Origin of the sequence: Arthrobacter sp. H5, from assembly GCF_000520595.1 — a bacterium.
GTDB lineage: Bacteria > Actinomycetota > Actinomycetes > Actinomycetales > Micrococcaceae > Arthrobacter_D.
Genome location: NZ_KI914982.1, coordinates 5,335 through 23,818, shown reverse-complemented (window position 1 = coordinate 23,818; position 18,484 = coordinate 5,335). Strand labels below are relative to the sequence as shown.

General features: G+C 60.8%; 18 protein-coding genes. 6 read left to right on the top strand and 12 right to left on the bottom strand.

Going from position 1 to position 18,484, the window contains the following annotated elements:
* Positions 1 to 665, bottom strand: a 665-nt coding sequence (locus Y708_RS22960; RefSeq protein WP_035775332.1) for a M20/M25/M40 family metallo-hydrolase, incomplete at its 3' end; no start/stop codon positions are given.
* An 87-nt stretch (positions 666 to 752) separates the two neighbouring features.
* Here Y708_RS22960 and dapD point away from each other — a divergent pair.
* Both dapD and Y708_RS0104990 read left to right on the top strand, forming a co-directional pair.
* On the top strand, positions 753 to 1,715 hold the full coding sequence (dapD, locus tag Y708_RS0104995) for a 2,3,4,5-tetrahydropyridine-2,6-dicarboxylate N-succinyltransferase (protein ID WP_051478625.1): 963 nt from the start codon (positions 753 to 755) through the stop codon (positions 1,713 to 1,715).
* A 6-nt stretch (positions 1,716 to 1,721) separates the two neighbouring features.
* A complete protein-coding gene (locus Y708_RS0104990; protein ID WP_035775329.1) occupies positions 1,722 to 2,594 on the top strand; it encodes a hypothetical protein in 873 nt (290 codons plus the stop codon).
* A 22-nt stretch (positions 2,595 to 2,616) separates the two neighbouring features.
* Here the strand turns inward: Y708_RS0104990 and Y708_RS0104985 are convergent, their stop codons facing one another.
* A complete protein-coding gene (locus Y708_RS0104985; RefSeq protein ID WP_028279076.1) occupies positions 2,617 to 3,228 on the bottom strand; it encodes a hypothetical protein in 612 nt (203 codons plus the stop codon).
* Between the two features lie 144 nt (positions 3,229 to 3,372).
* Between Y708_RS0104985 and galE the strand changes: the two genes are divergently transcribed.
* On the top strand, positions 3,373 to 4,389 hold the full coding sequence (gene galE, locus Y708_RS0104980) for a UDP-glucose 4-epimerase GalE (protein ID WP_028279075.1): 1,017 nt from the start codon (positions 3,373 to 3,375) through the stop codon (positions 4,387 to 4,389).
* Positions 4,390 to 4,478: 89 nt separating this feature from the next.
* Here the strand turns inward: galE and Y708_RS0104975 are convergent, their stop codons facing one another.
* The 3 genes from Y708_RS0104975 to fdxA all read right to left on the bottom strand — a co-directional run bounded on the left by Y708_RS0104975 (position 4,479) and on the right by fdxA (position 7,341).
* Positions 4,479 to 5,762, bottom strand: coding sequence for a citrate synthase (locus tag Y708_RS0104975; protein ID WP_028279074.1), 1,284 nt, complete (start codon positions 5,760 to 5,762; stop codon positions 4,479 to 4,481).
* A gap of 116 nt (positions 5,763 to 5,878) precedes the next feature.
* Entirely contained in the window at positions 5,879 to 7,018 is a 1,140-nt protein-coding gene (gene dapC / locus Y708_RS0104970; protein ID WP_028279073.1) for a succinyldiaminopimelate transaminase, read from the bottom strand.
* On the bottom strand, positions 7,015 to 7,341 hold the full coding sequence (fdxA, locus tag Y708_RS0104965; protein ID WP_028279072.1) for a ferredoxin: 327 nt from the start codon (positions 7,339 to 7,341) through the stop codon (positions 7,015 to 7,017). The genes dapC and fdxA overlap by 4 nt, the downstream gene beginning before the upstream one ends.
* Before the next feature lie 118 nt (positions 7,342 to 7,459).
* Between fdxA and Y708_RS0104960 the strand changes: the two genes are divergently transcribed.
* Entirely contained in the window at positions 7,460 to 7,690 is a 231-nt protein-coding gene (locus tag Y708_RS0104960) for a putative acetyltransferase (protein ID WP_155853702.1), read from the top strand.
* 91 nt (positions 7,691 to 7,781) lie between these two features.
* Positions 7,782 to 8,276, top strand: a complete 495-nt coding sequence (locus tag Y708_RS0104955; protein WP_035775327.1) for an ArsR/SmtB family transcription factor — start codon at positions 7,782 to 7,784, stop codon at positions 8,274 to 8,276.
* On the opposite strand, the gene Y708_RS22955 is transcribed toward Y708_RS0104955, so the two are convergent.
* The 3 genes from Y708_RS22955 to Y708_RS0104940 form a co-directional block, all read right to left on the bottom strand.
* Positions 8,273 to 8,764, bottom strand: coding sequence for a hypothetical protein (locus tag Y708_RS22955; RefSeq protein WP_035775325.1), 492 nt, complete (start codon positions 8,762 to 8,764; stop codon positions 8,273 to 8,275). The genes Y708_RS0104955 and Y708_RS22955 overlap by 4 nt on opposite strands.
* Before the next feature lie 15 nt (positions 8,765 to 8,779).
* Positions 8,780 to 10,696, bottom strand: coding sequence for a translational GTPase TypA (gene typA / locus Y708_RS0104945; RefSeq protein WP_028279069.1), 1,917 nt, complete (start codon positions 10,694 to 10,696; stop codon positions 8,780 to 8,782).
* A 180-nt stretch (positions 10,697 to 10,876) separates the two neighbouring features.
* On the bottom strand, positions 10,877 to 12,709 hold the full coding sequence (locus Y708_RS0104940) for an ABC transporter ATP-binding protein (RefSeq protein WP_035775320.1): 1,833 nt from the start codon (positions 12,707 to 12,709) through the stop codon (positions 10,877 to 10,879).
* An 80-nt stretch (positions 12,710 to 12,789) separates the two neighbouring features.
* Here Y708_RS0104940 and Y708_RS0104935 point away from each other — a divergent pair, with 80 nt between their 5' ends.
* Positions 12,790 to 13,413 carry a PH domain-containing protein gene (locus Y708_RS0104935; protein ID WP_028279067.1) on the top strand — a complete coding sequence of 208 codons (624 nt, stop codon included), beginning with the start codon at positions 12,790 to 12,792 and terminating at the stop codon, positions 13,411 to 13,413.
* 106 nt (positions 13,414 to 13,519) lie between these two features.
* On the opposite strand, the gene Y708_RS0104930 is transcribed toward Y708_RS0104935, so the two are convergent.
* From Y708_RS0104930 to Y708_RS30330, 4 genes are all read right to left on the bottom strand, one after another.
* On the bottom strand, positions 13,520 to 14,563 hold the full coding sequence (locus tag Y708_RS0104930; protein ID WP_028279066.1) for an ABC transporter permease: 1,044 nt from the start codon (positions 14,561 to 14,563) through the stop codon (positions 13,520 to 13,522).
* Positions 14,560 to 16,101 carry an ABC transporter permease gene (locus tag Y708_RS0104925; protein ID WP_028279065.1) on the bottom strand — a complete coding sequence of 514 codons (1,542 nt, stop codon included), beginning with the start codon at positions 16,099 to 16,101 and terminating at the stop codon, positions 14,560 to 14,562. The genes Y708_RS0104930 and Y708_RS0104925 overlap by 4 nt, the downstream gene beginning before the upstream one ends.
* Before the next feature lie 211 nt (positions 16,102 to 16,312).
* Entirely contained in the window at positions 16,313 to 18,088 is a 1,776-nt protein-coding gene (locus Y708_RS0104920; RefSeq protein ID WP_028279064.1) for an ABC transporter family substrate-binding protein, read from the bottom strand.
* Positions 18,089 to 18,243: 155 nt separating this feature from the next.
* Positions 18,244 to 18,484, bottom strand: a 241-nt coding sequence (locus Y708_RS30330; protein WP_216699730.1) for a hypothetical protein, incomplete at its 5' end; no start/stop codon positions are given.

The following is an 18,484-nucleotide window of genomic DNA, read 5'->3' as shown; positions in this document are numbered from 1 at the left end:
CCCACCGTGGCTGGCTGGTGGTCGCGCAGACGCACCAGTATTTCGGCCGCTCCGTGTATTGCGTTCTCTCCCATCCAGGCCCGCGCGGAATGAGCGGCCTTTCCAGCGGTGGTCACATCGAAGCGGGCGGTCCCGTTGCAGCCGCCCTCGACGGTGCCGTTGGTCGGTTCCAACAACACGGCAAAGTCGGCGTGAAGCCAATCGGCGTATCGATCCGCAAGCCGGCCGAGTCCGCTCAGGTCCGCTGCCACCTCCTCGTGGTCATAGAAAACATAGGTGATGTCCCTGGACGGATCAGTGAGGGACGCAGCGAGTGCCAGTTGGACCGCTACACCACCCTTCATATCCGTTGCACCCCTGCCGTACAGCACGCCGCCTTCCCAAGTGCTCGGTACCGTTCCCCGCGATCCGGGCACGCGCGGCAACGGCACTGTATCCAGATGTCCTGCGAGGATGACGCGCTCGGCACGTCCAAGCGAAGTGCGCGCGATGATGGAATCGCCGTCGCGCACCACTTCCAAATGGGTGCATCCGTGCAGGACCGATTCCACTGCATCGGCGAGGGTCGTCTCGTTACCGGAAACACTCTCGATGTCCAGCAAGGCCGCCGTCAGGTCAGCTACATCGGATGCGGGATCAAGTGATGGGCGGTTCAGTGCAATCATTTTCCCAAGCCTACCGGGCGAGGGCCCCGCGCCGAGCGGAGCGAGGGGTGGGAGCGCGGGAGGCGCTACGCTCGGTAGAATGGGGCCATGACTGAAACCGTCTCCACTGTCTCTCACACAGATCCTGCCTCGTCCCGCACAGCGCACGGTATGGGCCTCGCCACTGTCACTGATGACGGTACGGTGCTCGATGTCTGGTATCCGCGGCCCGGCTTCGACGCCGCCGGCCAGCAGGATCTGCGGAGTGATCTGGAATCGATCGCACAGTCCGATGCGCTGCGGGGGACAACCCAGCAGGTCATCCAGATGGTAAGCCATCTCGACACTCCTCCGGCCGATACCTCCGACGCCTACCTGAGGCTGCACTTCCTCTCGCATCGGCTCGCGCAACCCAACAGCATCAACCTGGACGGGGTTTTTGGCCTCCTCGCCAACGTTGTCTGGACCAACCACGGGCCCTGCGCCGTGCAGGATTTCGAGACGACCCGGCTTCGGCTTCGCTCACGAGGCCCGGTGGTGGTCTTCAGCGTGGACAAGTTCCCCCGGATGGTGGACTATGTGATGCCCTCCGGCGTCCGAATTGCCGATGCTGACCGCGTCAGGCTGGGCGCCCACCTCGCAGAAGGCACCACAGTAATGCACGAAGGCTTCATCAACTTCAACGCCGGGACTCTTGGCCACTCAATGGTGGAAGGCAGAATTTCTGCGGGAGTCGTGGTGGGTAACGGATCGGACATTGGTGGCGGCGCGTCCATCATGGGGACACTCTCCGGGGGCGGACGGGAACGCATTTCGATTGGCGAGCGCTGCCTGCTCAGCGCGCAGGCGGGAGTGGGCATCTCGCTCGGTGATGATTGTGTGGTGGAGGCTGGCCTGTACATCACGGCCGGGACCAAGGTCACGCTCCCAGATGGTGCAGTGGTCAAAGCGGCCGAGCTTTCCGGCGAATCAAGCATCCTGTTCCTGCGCAATTCGACCACCGGCGTTGTGGAAGCGCGGCAGCGCAAGGGGCAGGGCATTGCCCTCAATGCTGCGCTCCACGCGAACTAGGGCGCGGTGGCGCAGACAAAAGCACAGGCACGACGACGGCGGCGCCTCCGTACGTCGTTGGTCCTGCTGACGCTGGTCGCCCTGGTGGGTGGCGGCATTTACCTTGCAGTAAGCCAGGTCAATTCCTCAGAGATTCTTGTGAGGGAGCGGTGCACTGCGGTCGTCGGCGCTGATACTTACGAACTGGGGCCGGAACAGGCGTCCAATGCCTCCCTGATCTCGGGGATAGCCGTGATGCGGGGGCTTCCCGCACGCGCCGCGTCAATCGCCCTGGCCACGGCTCTTCAGGAGTCTGGCCTGCGTAACCTTGATTACGGCGATCAGGCCGGTCCAGATTCCCGGGGATTGTTCCAGCAACGGCCCTCGCAGGGCTGGGGGTCGGAAACACAGGTGATGGATCCGGTTTACGCGGCGGGGGCGTTCTATGATGCCTTGGTTGCAGTGCCGGACTATGACAGCCTTTCTATTACCGAAGCGGCCCAGACCGTGCAGCGCAGCGCGTTCCCCGACGCGTATGCCGATCATGAGGCGGAGGCCCGGGCGTTTGCCTCAGCCTTGACCGGACAGTCCCCTGCGTCGCTGAACTGCGTACTGAGGAAGGTCACGGAGCCTGGTGACCCTGCGGCAGTCCAGGCCCGTCTTGGCGGTATCTTCACTTCGGTGGATTCCACCGTGGGCGAGGCTGACGTTACGTTGAGTGCCTCGGGCGCCAACGGGTGGGCAGCCGCGCAGTGGGCGGTTGCCAACGCCAAAGCCCTCAACATAGAGTCGGTCTCGCATTCCGGGTTGGAGTGGATCCGCGCCGAGGGAGGCTGGAAATCGGCGGAAACCCGTTCCGGTGAGGTGGTCATCACCCTGGCCGCTGGACCGGATGCGTAACCGGCTGGCGTAGGCGAAATGGTCAGACGAGCAGTTCCACTACCGGTTGGATATAGCTCCGGAAAGCCGGCTCGTCGTCGTGCAATCCCTGGCTCATGATGAGTTTGTTAGGTTCCACATACCAGGCCCGGTTCTCGCTGAGTGGAAGTTCCACCACCTTGAGCGTGAAGCCGCGTGCGTCGCGTCCAAGTTCCAGAACACGTTCCTCAACCAGCCCGCCGAAGAGCTGCTGTCTGCCTGCAGTCACACGCTCCTGCCTGAGCTGGACGTACTCCGCTCTGCGCTCCCCCGACCAGGTCATGGCGGCACCGTAGTGCGCGTGTGCCAGCAGCTGCAAGGCCGGCAGGGAGTCGAACTCCGGAAAATCCGGCGGCGACGCGGAAGCCGCCCCGTAGGAATGGTTTGACACCAGCTGGTGCCACCAGGTTTCCCACTCGATGCGCAGAGCAGTCACCCCTCCGGCAGCGTGGACGAGTTGACGAGGATCGGAGCGGTGCACGGCCGGCGCCGCGCGCGAAATAGCAGGAGTACCACAGCCATCGAGGCCCGCCGAGTCCCTCAGATAAAGCGCTAACAACATTGCCGGCGACGTATCCACGTTGATCTGCCATGACGGGTCAGCTGTTTCCCGCATTAATCGCTGCCTTCCACTTCAGCGGGCCCTGTCCTTGACCAGGGGTGGGCGCCCGGCATACTGATCTAAGGGTAGACCGAACGTCGCAACTGCTCCAGAGCCACAATTCTCTCAACATCGCTTCCGGGAATTACCCTTAGTCACATGAAGATATTGGTTACCGGCGGAAGCGGTTACATAGGTTCACACACAACTCTTGCCTTCCTGGAGGAGGGCCATGACGTGGTGGTGGTGGACAACCTGGCCAACTCAAGCGAGACCGCCCTGAAGCGGGTGGAACAGCTGGCTGGAAAGCCACTGACCTTCCATCAGGTTGATCTGCTGGATGAGCCCGCCCTGGAGAAGGTTTTCGTGACCGAGGCGATTGACGCCGTCGTGCACTTTGCGGGTTTGAAAGCTGTTGGGGAGTCGGTCGAGAAGCCGTTGTTCTACTATCACAACAACGTGGGCGGCACACTCAATCTGCTGCGTGTGATGGACCGTCATGATGTGCGGACGCTGGTTTTCAGCTCATCGGCAACCGTTTACGGCGCATCCGAGGAGGTGCCGCTGATCGAAAAGATGCCCCTGGACGCGGTCAACCCCTATGGCCGAACCAAGGAACAGATTGAAGATATCCTGACCGACGTCGGGGCTGCTGATGGACGGTGGAACATCGCGCTGCTTCGGTACTTCAACCCGGTGGGCGCCCACGAGTCCGGCTCGATCGGCGAAGACCCAACCGGCGTCCCCAATAACCTGCTCCCTTTCGTGGCGCAGGTTGCGGTGGGACGGCGTGAAAAGGTCATGGTGTTCGGCAATGACTACCCCACACCGGATGGCACAGGAGTCCGCGACTATATCCATGTGGTGGATCTCGCCGCCGGCCATCTGGCCGCCCTCAACTATCTGACCAGCCACACCGGCGTCCACCGCTGGAACCTCGGCACCGGTAACGGCTCATCGGTGTTGGAGGTATTGGCAGCCTTCTCCAAGGCAGCCGGGCACGAGGTTCCCCGAGAGTTTGCGCCGCGTCGTCCGGGGGATGCTGCCGTGAGCTACGCCGATCCGTCCTCTGCGCTGGCGGACCTGGGCTGGTCCGCCAATAAGTCACTGGATCAAATGTGCGAAGACCACTGGCGCTGGCAAAAAAACAACCCACAGGGTTACGCGCCTTCGTAGGAGAGTCGGCGGGATCTCCACGCGGCGCCGGGGGCGCTTTAGACAATCACCGGCGGTCGACCTGGAGCCGCCAGGCCCGTGTGGAGACCCTAGCGAGCGGGGTAGTGCCGCTCGGGTTCTCCCGTGTATAGCTGCCGTGGCCGGCCAATCTTGGTCTGCGGATCCTGCATCATTTCGCGCCATTGGGCAATCCAGCCCGGGAGGCGTCCGATGGCGAAGAGCACCGTGAACATTTTCTCGGGGAAGCCCATAGCCTTGTAAATCAGCCCCGTGTAGAAGTCCACGTTGGGGTAGAGCTTTCGCTCGATAAAGTAATCATCCGCCAGAGCCTTTTCCTCAAGGCGCATGGCAATCTCGAGCAGTTCATCATTACCGCCCAGCTTGCCGAGGATGTCGTGTGCAGTGGCCTTGACAATCTTGGCGCGGGGATCGTAGTTCTTGTAGACCCGGTGTCCGAAGCCCATGAGCTTGACGCCGTCTTCCTTATTCTTGACCTTCTCCATGAAGTCCTCCGGCCGCGTGCCGTCGGCCTTGATCTGGCGAAGCATGTTCAGCACTGCCTCGTTGGCACCGCCGTGCAAAGGACCAAAAAGTGCGTTGATGCCCGCGGAAATGGAGGCGAACATGTTGGCGTTGGAGCTGCCCACCAGACGGACGGTGGACGTTGAACAGTTCTGCTCATGGTCAGCGTGGAGGATGAGCAGCAGGTCAAGTGCCTTGACCATGAGCGGATCGAGATCATACGGCTCGGCCGGAAGCCCGAAGGACAGGCGCATGAAGTTCTCCACGAGGTTCATGGAGTTGTCCGGGTACAACATGGGCTGGCCAATGGACTTCTTGTGCGCATAGGCCGCGATTACCGGCAGCTTGGCCATGAGGCGGAACGTAGAGAGCTCAACCTGCTCATCGTCAAACGGGTCCAGGGAGTCCTGATAGAAAGTGGACAGCGCCGACACAGCCGATGAGAGGACCGGCATGGGGTGCGCGTCCCGAGGGAAACCACCAAAGAAACCCTTGAGTTCTTCATGCAGGAGTGTGTGGCGGCGAATCCGGTCGTCGAAGGCCGAGAGCTCGCTGGGCGTGGGCAGGTTGCCGTAGATCAGCAGGTAGGAGACCTCGAGGAAGCTCGAGTGCTGCGCCAGCTGATCGATCGGATAGCCGCGGTACCGCAAAATACCCTGGTCACCGTCAATGTAGGTGATCGCGGACGTTGTTGCAGCCGTGTTCATGAATCCGGGGTCGAACGTAACGGCGCCCGTCTGCTTCAAGAGCTTTGAAACGTCGTAGCCGTGGTTGCCCTCGGCAGCAGTAATCAGGGGAAGGCTGAGGTTGCCCCCGTCATACTGCAATGAGGCGCCGTTGTGCTCAGTCATTGACTCTCCTTATGGGAGCTTGAGTAAAAGCATGCATAGTCAGCTAAAACGCTACCGGTAGGGACGGCCGGAGCACTAATCGATACGCCTTCTGTTGTGCAATAGCAACATGACGGCTACGCGCCCAGACGGCCGATGGCCGCATCAATGCGCTCATCACTTCCAGTCAGGGCCACCCGGATAAAGCCGCTACCAGCTTCACCGTAGAACGTGCCCGGACCAACAACAATCCCCAAAGCGGCAAGCCGTCCGACGGTGTGCCAGGTGTCTTCGCCAGCAGTGGCCCACAGGTACAGACCCGCTTCAGAATGATGCAGCGTGAGCCCAAAGCCCTCAAGAGCGGGAATGAGGCGTTCGCGGCGGGACCGGTAGAGATCTTTCTGTTCGGCAACATGACGGTCATCCTTGAGAGCCACCCGCATCGCCTCCTGGACCGGGAACGGCACGATCATGCCCGCATGCTTACGCGAATTGACCAGATTTGCGAGGATCCCGCCGTCGCCGGCTGTAAAGGCAGCACGGTAGCCGGCCAGATTGGACTGCTTGCTCAGCGAATACACCGCCAGCAGAAGCTCGTGGCTGCCGCCGTTGACCCGCGGATCAAGCACGCTGGGTACGGCCTGACCCCCACGGGCGCTGTCCCACTGGCCCCATCCCAGCTCGCCGTAGCATTCATCCGAGGCGACAACTGCGCCAATTGCGCGGGCTTCCTCCACTACGCTCCGCAGCCCATCCGTGTCGAGGACGCTTCCCGTTGGGTTTCCCGGCGAGTTGACCCAGACCAGACGTACCCTGCTGCGAGTTTGCGAATCGAGCCCGGCGAGGGAATCCGCGGCCACTGGTGTCGCACCGGCGAAGTGAGCCCCCATGTCATAGGTGGGGTAGGCAACTGAAGGACGCACGACGACGTCGCCCGGTCCCAGCCCCATCAGGGTAGGCAACCACGCGACGAGCTCCTTGGAACCGACCGTGGGCATGACGTGCGCGGGATCGAGCCCGGGGACGTTGCGCCGTCGTGCAAACCATGCGCTGATTGCTTCCCTGAGCTCGGGCGTGCCGTGGGTGGTGGGATAGCCGGGGGCGTTGGAGGCGCCCGCAAGTGCCCGCTGGATGAGTTCGGGAGTGGGGTCGACGGGGGTCCCGATCGACAGGTTCACCACTCCGCCCGGATGCTTTTGCGCCTCCTGGATGTACGTACCCATGGAGTCCCACGGGTAATCCGGCAGGCTGAGCCCAAAGGGCTTGTTAGGGCTCACGCGTCCTGGTTCTGCGGAGGCAGGACGGCAATGATCGGGTGGTCCTTGCCGGTATTGCCCAGCTTGGCAGCGCCGCCGGGCGAACCAATGTCGTCGAAGAATTCAACGTTGGCCTTGTAGTACTCGGCCCACTCCTCCGGGGTGTCATCCTCATAGTAGATGGCTTCAACCGGACATACGGGTTCGCAGGCTCCGCAGTCAACGCACTCGTCGGGATGGATGTACAGGGACCGTTCGCCTTCGTAGATGCAATCCACGGGGCACTCTTCAATGCAGGCCTTATCTTTAACATCCACGCACGGCTGTGCTATTACGTAGGTCAACTTCCCAGCCTTTCCTTTGGGACATGTACACGCTTAGCGCTCATCTCAGCTTAACGCACAGCACCAGAGGAGCCGCACTGAGGCATGACCGGCCTAACACGCCGTAATATGGCACGCTATGGCCATGAAATTCCCCGCCTCACTGGTAACCGGCGACCGTGTTGTAGTGCGGTACAGGGTGGATGACGGTCTGACCGACGCACTCGGTGAACTGATTGCGCTGGATGGAGTGTCCTGCACCGTGCACACCCGTCGAGGCGACGTCGTCGTGCTCTTGGAACAGGTGACCGCGGCCAAAGCCGTGCCGCCCGCTCCCCCGCGCCGACGTGTCCGTCCTCGTGGCCAGTGAGACAGCGAATTCATCGGGCAGGTTGCTCCGTGCTTGGCGTACTGATTGACTAATGTCAATCAGTACGCCAAGCTATCGTATGCTTTTAGCTATGGAAACAGATGAGGATGTGCAGGCACGCGGCCGGGCGCTGAGCTCCCCCGTTCGTCTCAGGATCCTGCGTCTATGCCTTCACAAAGGCAGAACCAACAAGGAAATTGCGGAGATCCTCGACCTCAATCCTGCCACCGCACTACATCACGTGCGCACGCTCCTGGCCACAAGCTTCCTCGAAGCAGAGGAGCCGCGCACTGGCAACCGCGGCGCTAAGGAAATCCCCTACCGGGCAACCGGCCTCTCCTGGCGCAGCAAGACGCCCAACGCCGCACCGGTGCTGGTGGAAACTTTCCTTCAGGAGATAGACGGGCTGGCCCCGTCGGAGATTGACGTCTGGCGGCTCGGCGTCCGGTTGAATGACGCCAACCGCACGGAAATGATGGAGAGAATCCGCAACATTTTCGAAGAGTACGCACTGCGTGAATCAGACGTGGACGGCACGGCAACCTCAATCATGCTGGCCCACCATCTGGACCGAGCGGCAGATTAGGCCGACTGCAGCGCCGCCGTCGAGCGCTTCAGAACCCACCACGACACCGCTACGGCCACCACGGTGACCGCTGCAAGACCAACAACCCACACGTAGCCCGCCACGCCGATAACCGGGACTGCTCCATCAGCGGTTCCCGTCACAATCAGGCTTCCCAGCGATCCCGTGGCAATGAATCCCACAATCACATAGGCCGCCACCCCCGTGAGCGCAACCATCATCACATTGCGGGCCCACAGCGAGACATACAACGCAACACTTCCGGCCAGCAGAACGGCACCAATCGCCCCGGCAGCAACTCCAACCCCAAACGGGTACCAGACATGGGCGTGCAACGCGGTTCCAAGCAAAGCGGCGATCACTCCGCCGACAACCGCCCCTGTCACCTGCCGCCAGAGCGGCACGGGAGGGCGCTGGGGTACGACGACGGCGGAACCAGGCTCCGCGCCGTCGTCATACTTTGTGCCTTGTCCTGCCGGATCAGCCACAGCGCGCAGTTACCGCTAGACGCGCGCCCGCGAGCGGGCGGCGCGCATGCGCTCGTTGGCGTCGAGGATGACCTTGCGGATGCGAATGGATTCCGGCGTAACTTCAACGCACTCGTCCTCGCGGGCAAACTCAAGGGACTCCTCAAGGGTGAGCTTGCGTGGCGGGGTCAGGTTCTCGAAGCTGTCGGAGGAAGCGGCACGCATGTTGGTGAGCTTCTTTTCCTTGGTGATGTTCACGTCCATGTCATCGGCGCGGGAGTTCTCGCCGACGATCATGCCTTGGTATACCTCGGATGTCGGGGCAACAAAGAAGGAACCGCGCTCCTGCAGATTGATCATTGCAAACGGGGTGACCACCCCTGCCCGGTCGGCGATCATGGAGCCGTTGGTGCGGTACTCAATGTCCCCCGCCCAGGGCTCGTAACCCTCGGAGATGGACGCCGCGATGCCTGCGCCGCGGGTGTCCGTGAGGAAGCGGGTACGGAAACCAATCAGGCCGCGGGCAGGAACAATGAATTCCATCCGCACCCAGCCGGTGCCGTGGTTCGCCATGTTGGTCATGCGTCCCTTGCGGGCCGCCATGAGCTGGGTGACGCCGCCGAGGTATTCCTCGGGAACGTCAATAGTCATGTGTTCCATCGGTTCGTGGATCTTGCCATCGACGGTGCGGGTGACCACCTGCGGCTTGCCCACCGTAAGTTCAAAGCCTTCGCGCCGCATCTGCTCAACCAGAATGGCCAGTGCCAGCTCGCCTCGACCCTGGACTTCCCACGCATCCGGACGCGCTGTGGGCAACACCTTGAGCGAAACGTTACCGATCAGTTCCTTGTCCAGCCGGTCCTTGACCTGGCGGGCGGTGACCTTGGCGCCCTTGACCCTGCCGGCCAACGGCGAGGTGTTGATACCGATGGTGACGGAAATCGCCGGGTCATCCACGGTGATCAGCGGGAGTGGCTGTGGATTGTCGAGATCGGTGAGGGTCTCGCCGATGGTGATGTCTTCGATTCCGGCAACGGCCACGATCTCGCCCGGTCCCGCGGAATCGGTGGGCACGCGGTCAAGCGCCTTGGTGGCCAGCAGTTCGGTGATCTTCACGGTTTTGAGCTCGCCGTTCTGACGGGCCCAAGCAACCTGCTGGCCTTTACGAAGAGTGCCGTTGAAAATACGCAGCAGGGCAAGGCGTCCAAGGAACGGCGAAGCGTCGAGGTTGGTGACGTGGGCCTGCAGCACACCGTTGGGATTGTAACGGGGCGCGGGAATGTGATCGATGATGGTCTGGAAAAGCGGCTCAAGATTGTCATTTTCCGGAACGGTGCCGTCAGCCGGCTGCTCCAAAGAGGCGGCGCCTTCGCGGGCAGCTGCGTAGACCACAGGCACGTTCAATACCGAATCGAGGTCAAGATCCGGGACCTCATCTGACAGGTCGGAGGCGAGACCCAGGAGCAGGTCCATGGATTCGCTGACTACTTCATCTATTCGGGAGTCAGGACGGTCGGTCTTATTGACCAGCAGCACCACCGGGAGTTTTGCGGCCAGCGCCTTGCGGAGTACAAAGCGGGTCTGCGGCAACGGCCCCTCAGAAGCATCGACCAGCAGCACAACGCCGTCCACCATGGACAGTCCTCGCTCCACCTCACCGCCGAAGTCAGCGTGGCCGGGCGTGTCAATCACGTTGATGGTGATCGTTTCACCTTTGGCGGCCGGACCCTTGTAGAACACCGTGGTGTTCTTGGCGAGGATGGTGATGCCCTTCTCACGCTCAAGGTCGCCGGAGTCCATGACCCGGTCTTCGAGATGATTGTGGGCGGCAAAGGAGTTGGTCTGCCTCAGCATGGCGTCGACCAGGGTGGTCTTTCCGTGGTCAACGTGCGCCACAATGGCAACGTTGCGGAGATCGCTGCGTACAGCGGTGTTGCCTGTGGAATCAGACATGCGTAAGGACTCAATTCGTTTGCTTAGGGAAAAATGAATGGCGGCAGCACAGTGCGCCCTCATACCAGTCTAAGCTCTGGAGAAAATATGGCCTAACGCGGGTCGCGTGAGAACAGCGCACGACGGCGGCACCCGCGTTGGGCGGGCACCGCCGTCGCACTGTGTTTGGTCCGGTTACTACTACTCGGCGGCCGCCATCAGCTTGGCCCGCAGCTCGCGGCGTTCCCGTTGCTTTTCCGGATTTGGCAGCGGCACCGCGGCCAGCAGCCGCTGCGTGTAGGGATCCTGCGGGCTGCGCAGAATCTGGTCCCTGGTCCCCTGCTCCACGATCTTGCCGCGGCGCATCACACAGATGCGGTCGGACATGAGATCCACAACCGCCAGGTCATGGGTTACAAACAGACAGGCGAAGCCCATCTCCTGCTGCAGATTTTTCAAGAGCTCAAGCACCGTTGCCTGCACTGATACGTCAAGCGCCGAGGTGGGCTCATCCGCGACCAGCAGTTTGGGCTTGAGGGAGAGTGCACGGGCGATACCCACCCGCTGCTTCTGCCCACCCGAGAGTTCATGCGGGTACCGGTTGCGGTACGCACGCGGCAGTTCCACCTGGTCCAAGAGCTTTTCGATGCGCTTCTGCAGGTCAGCCCCCTTGGCAACCTTCGCCAGGAACATCGGCTCCCCAATACTCTCGCCGAGCGGAAGCCGCGGGTTCAACGAGGACGATGGATCCTGGAACACCATGCCAACGCTTCGCCGCAGCTCAAACAGCTCCTTGCGGCTTGCATTGGAAATTTCCTGCCCTGTGACTTTGAGTGAGCCTTCAGCCACTTTCAAGAGCCCGACGGCGGCCCGGCCTATGGTGGTCTTGCCGGAGCCCGACTCGCCGACCAGGCCTAGGATCTCCCGCGGGTAGATTGTGATGTTGGCATCCTCGACAGCGCGAAACGCCGGCACCCTGCCCTGCTTTGGGTACTCGATAGCAACACCGGTGAGCTCCAGGACCGGGGCGCCCTTGCCCCCCGCCGCCGCTTTCTCCGCTTCCTGCAGCCTCGCCTGATTCTCACGTTCACGGCGCATCAGTTCCGCGTGGTCAATGCCCTGAAGGTCTGAATGTGTTGCCGCGGCCAGCGCAGCCGACACATCGATCTCCCCGCTGTCATCATCGCTGCCACGGCCAAGATGCGGAACAGCAGCAAGAAGTTTCTGCGTGTACGGGTGCTCAGGATGATGGAAGATCTTCTCCGCCGACCCCGCCTCGACAATCCTCCCCTGACTCATCACCACGATCTTGTCCGAGAGATCCGCGACAACGCCCATGTCATGCGTAATAAGGACGATCGCGCTGTTGAGCTTGCTGCGGAGATTACGCATGAGGTCGAGGATCTCCGCCTGGACTGTTACGTCCAGTGCGGTGGTCGGCTCATCAGCGATCAGCAGTTTGGGATCACAGGACAGCGACTGCGCAATCATTGCGCGCTGCCTCTGCCCGCCCGAAAGCTGGTGGGGGTAGGACTTGAATGCCTTGTCCGGATCCGGCAGCTCGACCATGTCAAGCAGCTTGAGAGCACGCTCCTTGGCTTCCTGCGGCGAAATCTCGTTGTGCAGCCGGAGTGTCTCGATAATCTGGAACCCTATGGTGTATACGGGGTTCATGGCGGTCATGGGTTCCTGGAAGATGACCGCTACGTCGCGGCCCCTGACCTGGCGGAGTTTGCTCCCTGTGAGGCCGAGTATCTCGCGCCCGTTGAGCTTGACGCTGCCGGTGACCCGGCTGTTTGACGGAAGAAGCCCCAGCAGCGCCATTGAGCTGGCGCTCTTGCCGGATCCTGATTCACCAACAATGGCAAGCACCTCCCCGGCCTTGACATCGTAGTCAAGGTCGATGGCCGCGGGGATCCATTCCTTTTCCACTCCGTAATCGACACACAGGTCTCTTACCTGTAGAACGGGAACCTCATCGCCGACGGCCGGGGATTGCCCGGTGTCCAGATGTTCATTGACGCCTTCGGTCATGATTGCTTCTTTCCTTCCCAATGAATCCGGGTATGTTCCTTGATTGGTGAACTCAGCCGGAATCCTGAAACTATGTGGGTATGACTACCCCTGCTAATGCGAATCAACCCGTAGTGTTCAAACCGCGGACGGGCAAGTGGTTCGCCGGCGCCACGTGGGTCTTGGTGGGCATTGGACTGGTCTTTGCCGTGGTGACTGGTGGGTTTGAGGGGCTCCAGACCGCGTTGCCCCTGCTGACGTTGGCGTACCTTGCATGGTGGCTGTTCTGGTACCCGTCGGTGTGCGTTGATCAGTCCGGCGTCACCCTGATCAACCCCGTGCGCAGCGTCAGCGTTCCCTGGGCCTCCTTGATACACGTTGACACAAAATATTCGCTGACCCTGATCACGCCCACCGGACGGTACGGGTCCTGGGCAGCACCTGCCCCCGGGATCTGGGGGACCCACCGTGGGAGACCGGAGCACGTCCAGGGCCTTCCGGGCACCACCTATGGGCACGGCCAATCCATTAGGCCAGGAGACCTTAAGAACACCGACTCGGGTGCGGCAGCCTATCTGGTTCGCAGCCGTTGGAACGAACTGGTCGAAGCCGATCAACTCGACCACACCGCGGCCGCCTCGGCAGAAGTGCGGTTCCACTGGATACACACCCTTTGCGCGGCCGCCCTGATCGGCGTGAGCCTGCTGGGCTTCGCCCTTTCCTGATGTGTGCTTGACGACCTGACCATCAGCAACACACCAGACGGCGCAGCCGGCACCGTGCGGAAGACTCTTCCGCACGGTGACCCGGCTTTCGCTGATGTCCAGCATGTTAGGCCTTCAACTGCTTGGGGTCTGCGGTTGCTCCGACCATGGTCGCTTTCTTGGCGTTGAACTTCTTTTGACGCGGATCGAAAGCATCACGCAGCCCATCACCAATGAAGTTGATGCTGAGGCAGATGATGATGATGAAGATGCCAGGCCACCAGAAGAGCCAGGGGCGGGTGTTGAATGCCTCCTGATTGTCGCTGATCAGACTACCCAGCGATACATCCGGTGGCTGAACTCCCAGGCCAAGGTAGGACAGCGCGGTTTCCAGCAGGATGGCCGATGCCATCACCAGAGTTGTGTTGACAATGATCACGCCAATGGCATTGGGCAGGATGTGCTTGAAGATGATCCGTGTGTCGGACGCACCGGCAATCCGGGCGGCGTCGACAAACTCCCGCTCACGAAGGCTCAGGAACTCACCCCGGACCAGACGCGCGAGGCCTGTCCAGATAATCAGGCCAACGAAGATCCCCAGCAGGATAACGCCGGCGCTGCCGCCAAACAGGCTGCGAAGAAAAGTATCCCGGCCGGAGATATCGCGGCCGATGGTACCGAGAACGGCGGCCAGGATAACCAGCGGGATAACAATGATGACGTCGGTGAGCCGCATGAGTATGCTTTCGACCCAACCGCGGAAATAACCCGACACACCCCCGATAATCACTCCCAGGGCTGCACCGAGAAAGCCGATGATGAACATGATAATCAGCGACAGCTGCGTGCCCCGCATGGTCATAGCAAACATGTCCCGGCCAACGCGGTCCTGACCGAAGGGGTGGTCACCAAAATTGAACGGGAATTGCCATGTGGGCGCTGCGCCATTCTCCAGCGGCAGCGTCTGCGTGTAGCTGTACTGCCACCATCCCGGTATGCCGGCGTAGCCGATGGATGTAAACGCCAACAGGAACACGGCAACGAAGACAACGATGCTCCCCACAGCGGCGGTGTGGCCGAAGAACCGTTTGCGAACCAGTTGTCCTTGGCTCAGCCCCTTGGCTTCGGCTTCCTTCGGCGTTGCATTGGGATCTTGCGTTGGTGCGCTCATGCTTTCACCCTTACTCGTGGATCCAGTACGGAATAGACCAGGTCGGCCACCAGGTTGAAGACCAGGGCCAGGATGCCGGTGATCAGGAACACGCCCATGACCGGATTCGGATCAACCCTTGACAGTGCCTGGACGAAGAGCTGGCCCATGCCGCTGAAGGCGAATACCTGCTCGGTGATAATGGCACCGCCAATCAAACCTCCAATATCGAACGCAATCAGGGTTGCCAACGGAATCAGCGCATTGCGGAAGGCGTGCCGCATGACCACGGTCCGCTCGCCGAGCCCCTTGGCCCGGGCGGTTCGGATGTAGTCCTGGTTCATGATCTCCAGCATGGAGGCCCGCGAGTAGCGGCTGTAGCCGGCTAGGGAAATAAGCATCAAGGCGACGGTCGGCAGCAGGAGGTGCGTAAACGTATCAAGACTTATGATCCAGAAATCACCGTCAATATTGGGCGTCGACGAACCTATGGTGGCAATGGGTCGGCCGCGGATGCGGCCGTTGTCCACATACGCCGGCCAGGACTGCATGAAGCGGTCCAGCAGTATCAGGAAAGCCACCAGGAAAGCGGTCAATGCTGCGGCGTTCATGCTCTGCCGGCGGTCGTATCCGCCCATGAAATAGCCCACAGCCAGACCTACAAGCACTGTGGCAACGGCAAGCAGGAAGATCATGAGCGGTGTCGCTTGATCCAGCAACGGCTGCACAGGAAAGTATGCGATTGCCCCTATACCCACGGTGATCAGCGCCGAATAGAGTGCCTTGCGGTTCTTGAGGCCCGCGGTGAGGAGAGTCATTCCGTAGGCGATTCCCACACCGCCGATCAGAATGACAATCAGGCCGATGCCGGGTTGGAGGAACCACCTGGTGATGTCCAGAAGCCACAGAATTCCTGCGGCAACAACAAATCCGATTGCCGCGGCAATGAATTTGCGTTTGAGTGACCCGTTGGAAACCAGGAACCAAATGAAAGCACTCACGAGGCCCACGATCATCAGGGCTACCAGTGGGATTACTGGGTCCTGCAGGAAGTCATTAAAGCCAATGGCACCGTACTCCTTGAGCAGCACCGCCACCCAGAAAACGGGGAGTGAGAAGAAGAGGAAAGCCATGAATGTGACGCCGTAGTCAAGTCCACTGTATTGGCGAAGGGCGGTGATGATACCGAGGGAGATGCCGATCAGGATGGCAAGCACGGTTGCGGCCGTCACCAACTGGATGGTTTGCCCCATGGCTCGGGAAAGTTGGGTGGTCACCTCGATGCCGGTGACGCTGAAGCCAAGGTCGCAGGTTCCCGCGAAGGGTACAAGGCAGCTTGCGGCGCCTCCGAGCCATTCGAAGTACCGGAGGACCGGTGGCACGTCGAGGCTGAGTAGATCGGTCCGCTGCTGAATCAGTGCTTCCCGGTTGGGCGAATTGCTGGCACGCAGGTCCATTAGTGGGTCACCTGACACCGCTGTCAGCAGATACACAATGAAGGATGCGCCCAGCAAGATGAGTACGGCGGCAATAAGCCGCCGGACGATGTAGGTCAGCATAGTTTTATAACCTCAATGTTAAGGTTCCGGGGATCGCCCGGGGTTGTCGCAAAAAGTGTAATGCACGTTACGTGTCGTCGATATTTGGGAAGTCCCAATCGCTCCATCTCGATAAAAGGGATCGTGACACCAGAAGGCGCTGGGACCACTTACGCGGGCCCAGCGCCTCCAGCGGTACATCTCTAGTTGTCTAGGGATAGAGCCATACGGACTACTCCGTGACGGACCACTCCCATACGTTCCAGAACACACCGGTCTGGGTTGGGTTGAACTCCACACCCTGAACCCGATCGGCAACTGCAACGAATCCGGGGCCCTGGAACAGCGGCAGACCGAACGCGGTCTCAAAGAGCCTACGGTCGACGATGGTTGACAGCTCGTCCTGACGTGCTTCGTCGGTGGTGACAATCAGCTCATCCATTGCTGCCTGAGCTTCTTCATCGCACCACTGACCGAAGTTGGATGCTGATCCGCAGCCGTAAAGCTGTGGGACACCGGTCACGCCAACACCCGAGCTGATCCAACCAAAGATTGAGGCGTCATGCGCTTCGCCCGAGTTCGAGAGCGCGGCACCCCACTCGGTGGCGGGAAGGCCACCGTCCACAACCGTGAAGCCCGCCTGGGTCGCGCTTTCCGCGATCAAGGTGTAGGCATCCACGCGGTTGGGGTTGTCAGCGTTGTACATAATCCGAACCTCAGGAGTGGCACCTTCAAGAAGCTCGGTGGCCATGTCGATGTTCACGTCGTTGTACTCTTCCGAGCCGTTCACCGTGATTGCAGCCTCGTAACCCGGCGTTCCAACGTCGAAGATCTGCGAATCACGCACAACCGCGTCCGGCACGAGCGGCAGGATGGTCGACTCGAGGATTGCCTGGGTTGGCACCGTCAGCAGGAACGCACGACGGACATTCTCATCCTCGAACACTCCGCCCTGGTGGAGGTCAAGGTGGTCGAAGGAGAGGTCGTTAGCCTGCTCGATGGTGATGCCTTCGATCCCTTCTGTGGAAGCCAGGGTGTCCGCAGAAGCCTGCGGGGCGATGACGTCTACTTCACCGTTCTGCAACGCCTGAACCTGCGCCGGAGCCGCCCCGATGAAGCGGATGGTAATTTCGTCCACCATTGGTTCGGGTCCCCACGTGTAGGACTCGTTCTTGACCAGCGTCATTGACTGCTCGGCAACCATGTCCTGAACAACGTAAGGACCGCTGGAGAGGAACAGCGACGGGTCTGTTGGGAGGGATGTGGTGTCGAACGCAGTGTTCCAGAAGTCCCCAACCGCCGAGAGCTCGGGACGTTCCTCCGGGTTCTCCGGATCGCCCTCGGGGGCACTCATGATGAGGTCGATCAGAGCCTGCTCGTCGGCCAGGCCTCCACCTGTGGCCACAACGTGGGCAGGAAGGTCGATGTCGTAGGCAGACTCCCAGTCGGCGAATGGCTCCGAGTATTCGAGGGTCATCGAGCGGCCGTCTTCACCCATCACGGGGAGACCGCTTAGACCAACGCCGCTGGTGTCGCCTGCGTAGTCGAAGTACGTGGTTCCAGTCTCTGCCTCCGGGTCTTCGTCATTGAAGTGCCCGGAGAACACAGCCCACGCGAGCAGCAGATCTCCGCCGTCGATTGGATCGCCGTCAGACCAGGTAACGCCCTCGTTGACCCGGTATTCGATGGTCAGCGGATCCTCCGAGAGGACCTCGTAGGTGCCAAAATCCTCGTTCGGGACGATTTCCGGCGAATTGTCGATGTAGTTGAACCCTGACTGGGTGGCCGTAGACACCTTGCCGTTGATGTCCACGTTGCCGGTGGCGCTGTTTTGGTTGAACGACGTAAATGAGTTGGTCTCAGCAACGGTGACAGTGCCACCCGTAGCCTGAGCGGGGTCTGAGCTATCGGTGTCCTCGCCACCCGTATCGGGACCGGCACAGGCGCCAAGTGCGAGTGCAGCAACTGCGGCAACTCCCACAACTTTGGAAGTACGTGCGAAACGCATTCCGCCTCCTATTTCATGTTCTGGAAAGTGTCTCCTGTGGTTTTACAAAAGACTGACACGCACTTCGTTGGTCAAAGTGGCGTGCCTCACATGAAAAGAAGCCTAAAGGGTAATTGTTGCCGGAAGGTATCAAATCTCTGTTCGGTATCCGGTTGTTACCGAGATGCAACCAAAGATTCCCAGCCAACACCCAGTGACTTCGCAGGAAGCCAGATACGTCCGAGCAGGCGTGAGTCCTGGGCCTTGTGCGTGTTCCCCTTTAGGTTCGGGAACGTTGACGAAGCCACGATCACGACCGACCAGCCCCCGCTGATGTTCATGCCGATCTGAGACCAGCAGGTGCACGCCATGGCTCGAACCGCCTCGTACGCGGCGGCACCCACCTGCCAGCCCGGC

Bases quoted from the DNA above. Each gene is read 5' to 3' on its own strand.
- dapD (WP_051478625.1), top strand. From the start codon at position 753: ATGACTGAAACCGTCTCCACTGTCTCTCACACAGATCCTGCCTCGTCC.
- Y708_RS0104985 (WP_028279076.1), bottom strand. From the start codon at position 3,228: ATGCGGGAAACAGCTGACCCGTCATGGCAGATCAACGTGGATACGTCG.
- galE (WP_028279075.1), top strand. From the start codon at position 3,373: ATGAAGATATTGGTTACCGGCGGAAGCGGTTACATAGGTTCACACACA.
- Y708_RS0104975 (WP_028279074.1), bottom strand. From the start codon at position 5,762: ATGACTGAGCACAACGGCGCCTCATTGCAGTATGACGGGGGCAACCTC.
- Y708_RS0104960 (WP_155853702.1), top strand. From the start codon at position 7,460: ATGGCCATGAAATTCCCCGCCTCACTGGTAACCGGCGACCGTGTTGTA.
- Y708_RS0104955 (WP_035775327.1), top strand. From the start codon at position 7,782: ATGGAAACAGATGAGGATGTGCAGGCACGCGGCCGGGCGCTGAGCTCC.
- typA (WP_028279069.1), bottom strand. From the start codon at position 10,696: ATGTCTGATTCCACAGGCAACACCGCTGTACGCAGCGATCTCCGCAAC.
- Y708_RS0104940 (WP_035775320.1), bottom strand. From the start codon at position 12,709: ATGACCGAAGGCGTCAATGAACATCTGGACACCGGGCAATCCCCGGCC.
- Y708_RS0104935 (WP_028279067.1), top strand. From the start codon at position 12,790: ATGACTACCCCTGCTAATGCGAATCAACCCGTAGTGTTCAAACCGCGG.
- Y708_RS0104930 (WP_028279066.1), bottom strand. From the start codon at position 14,563: ATGAGCGCACCAACGCAAGATCCCAATGCAACGCCGAAGGAAGCCGAA.
- Y708_RS0104925 (WP_028279065.1), bottom strand. From the start codon at position 16,101: ATGCTGACCTACATCGTCCGGCGGCTTATTGCCGCCGTACTCATCTTG.
- Y708_RS0104920 (WP_028279064.1), bottom strand. From the start codon at position 18,088: ATGCGTTTCGCACGTACTTCCAAAGTTGTGGGAGTTGCCGCAGTTGCT.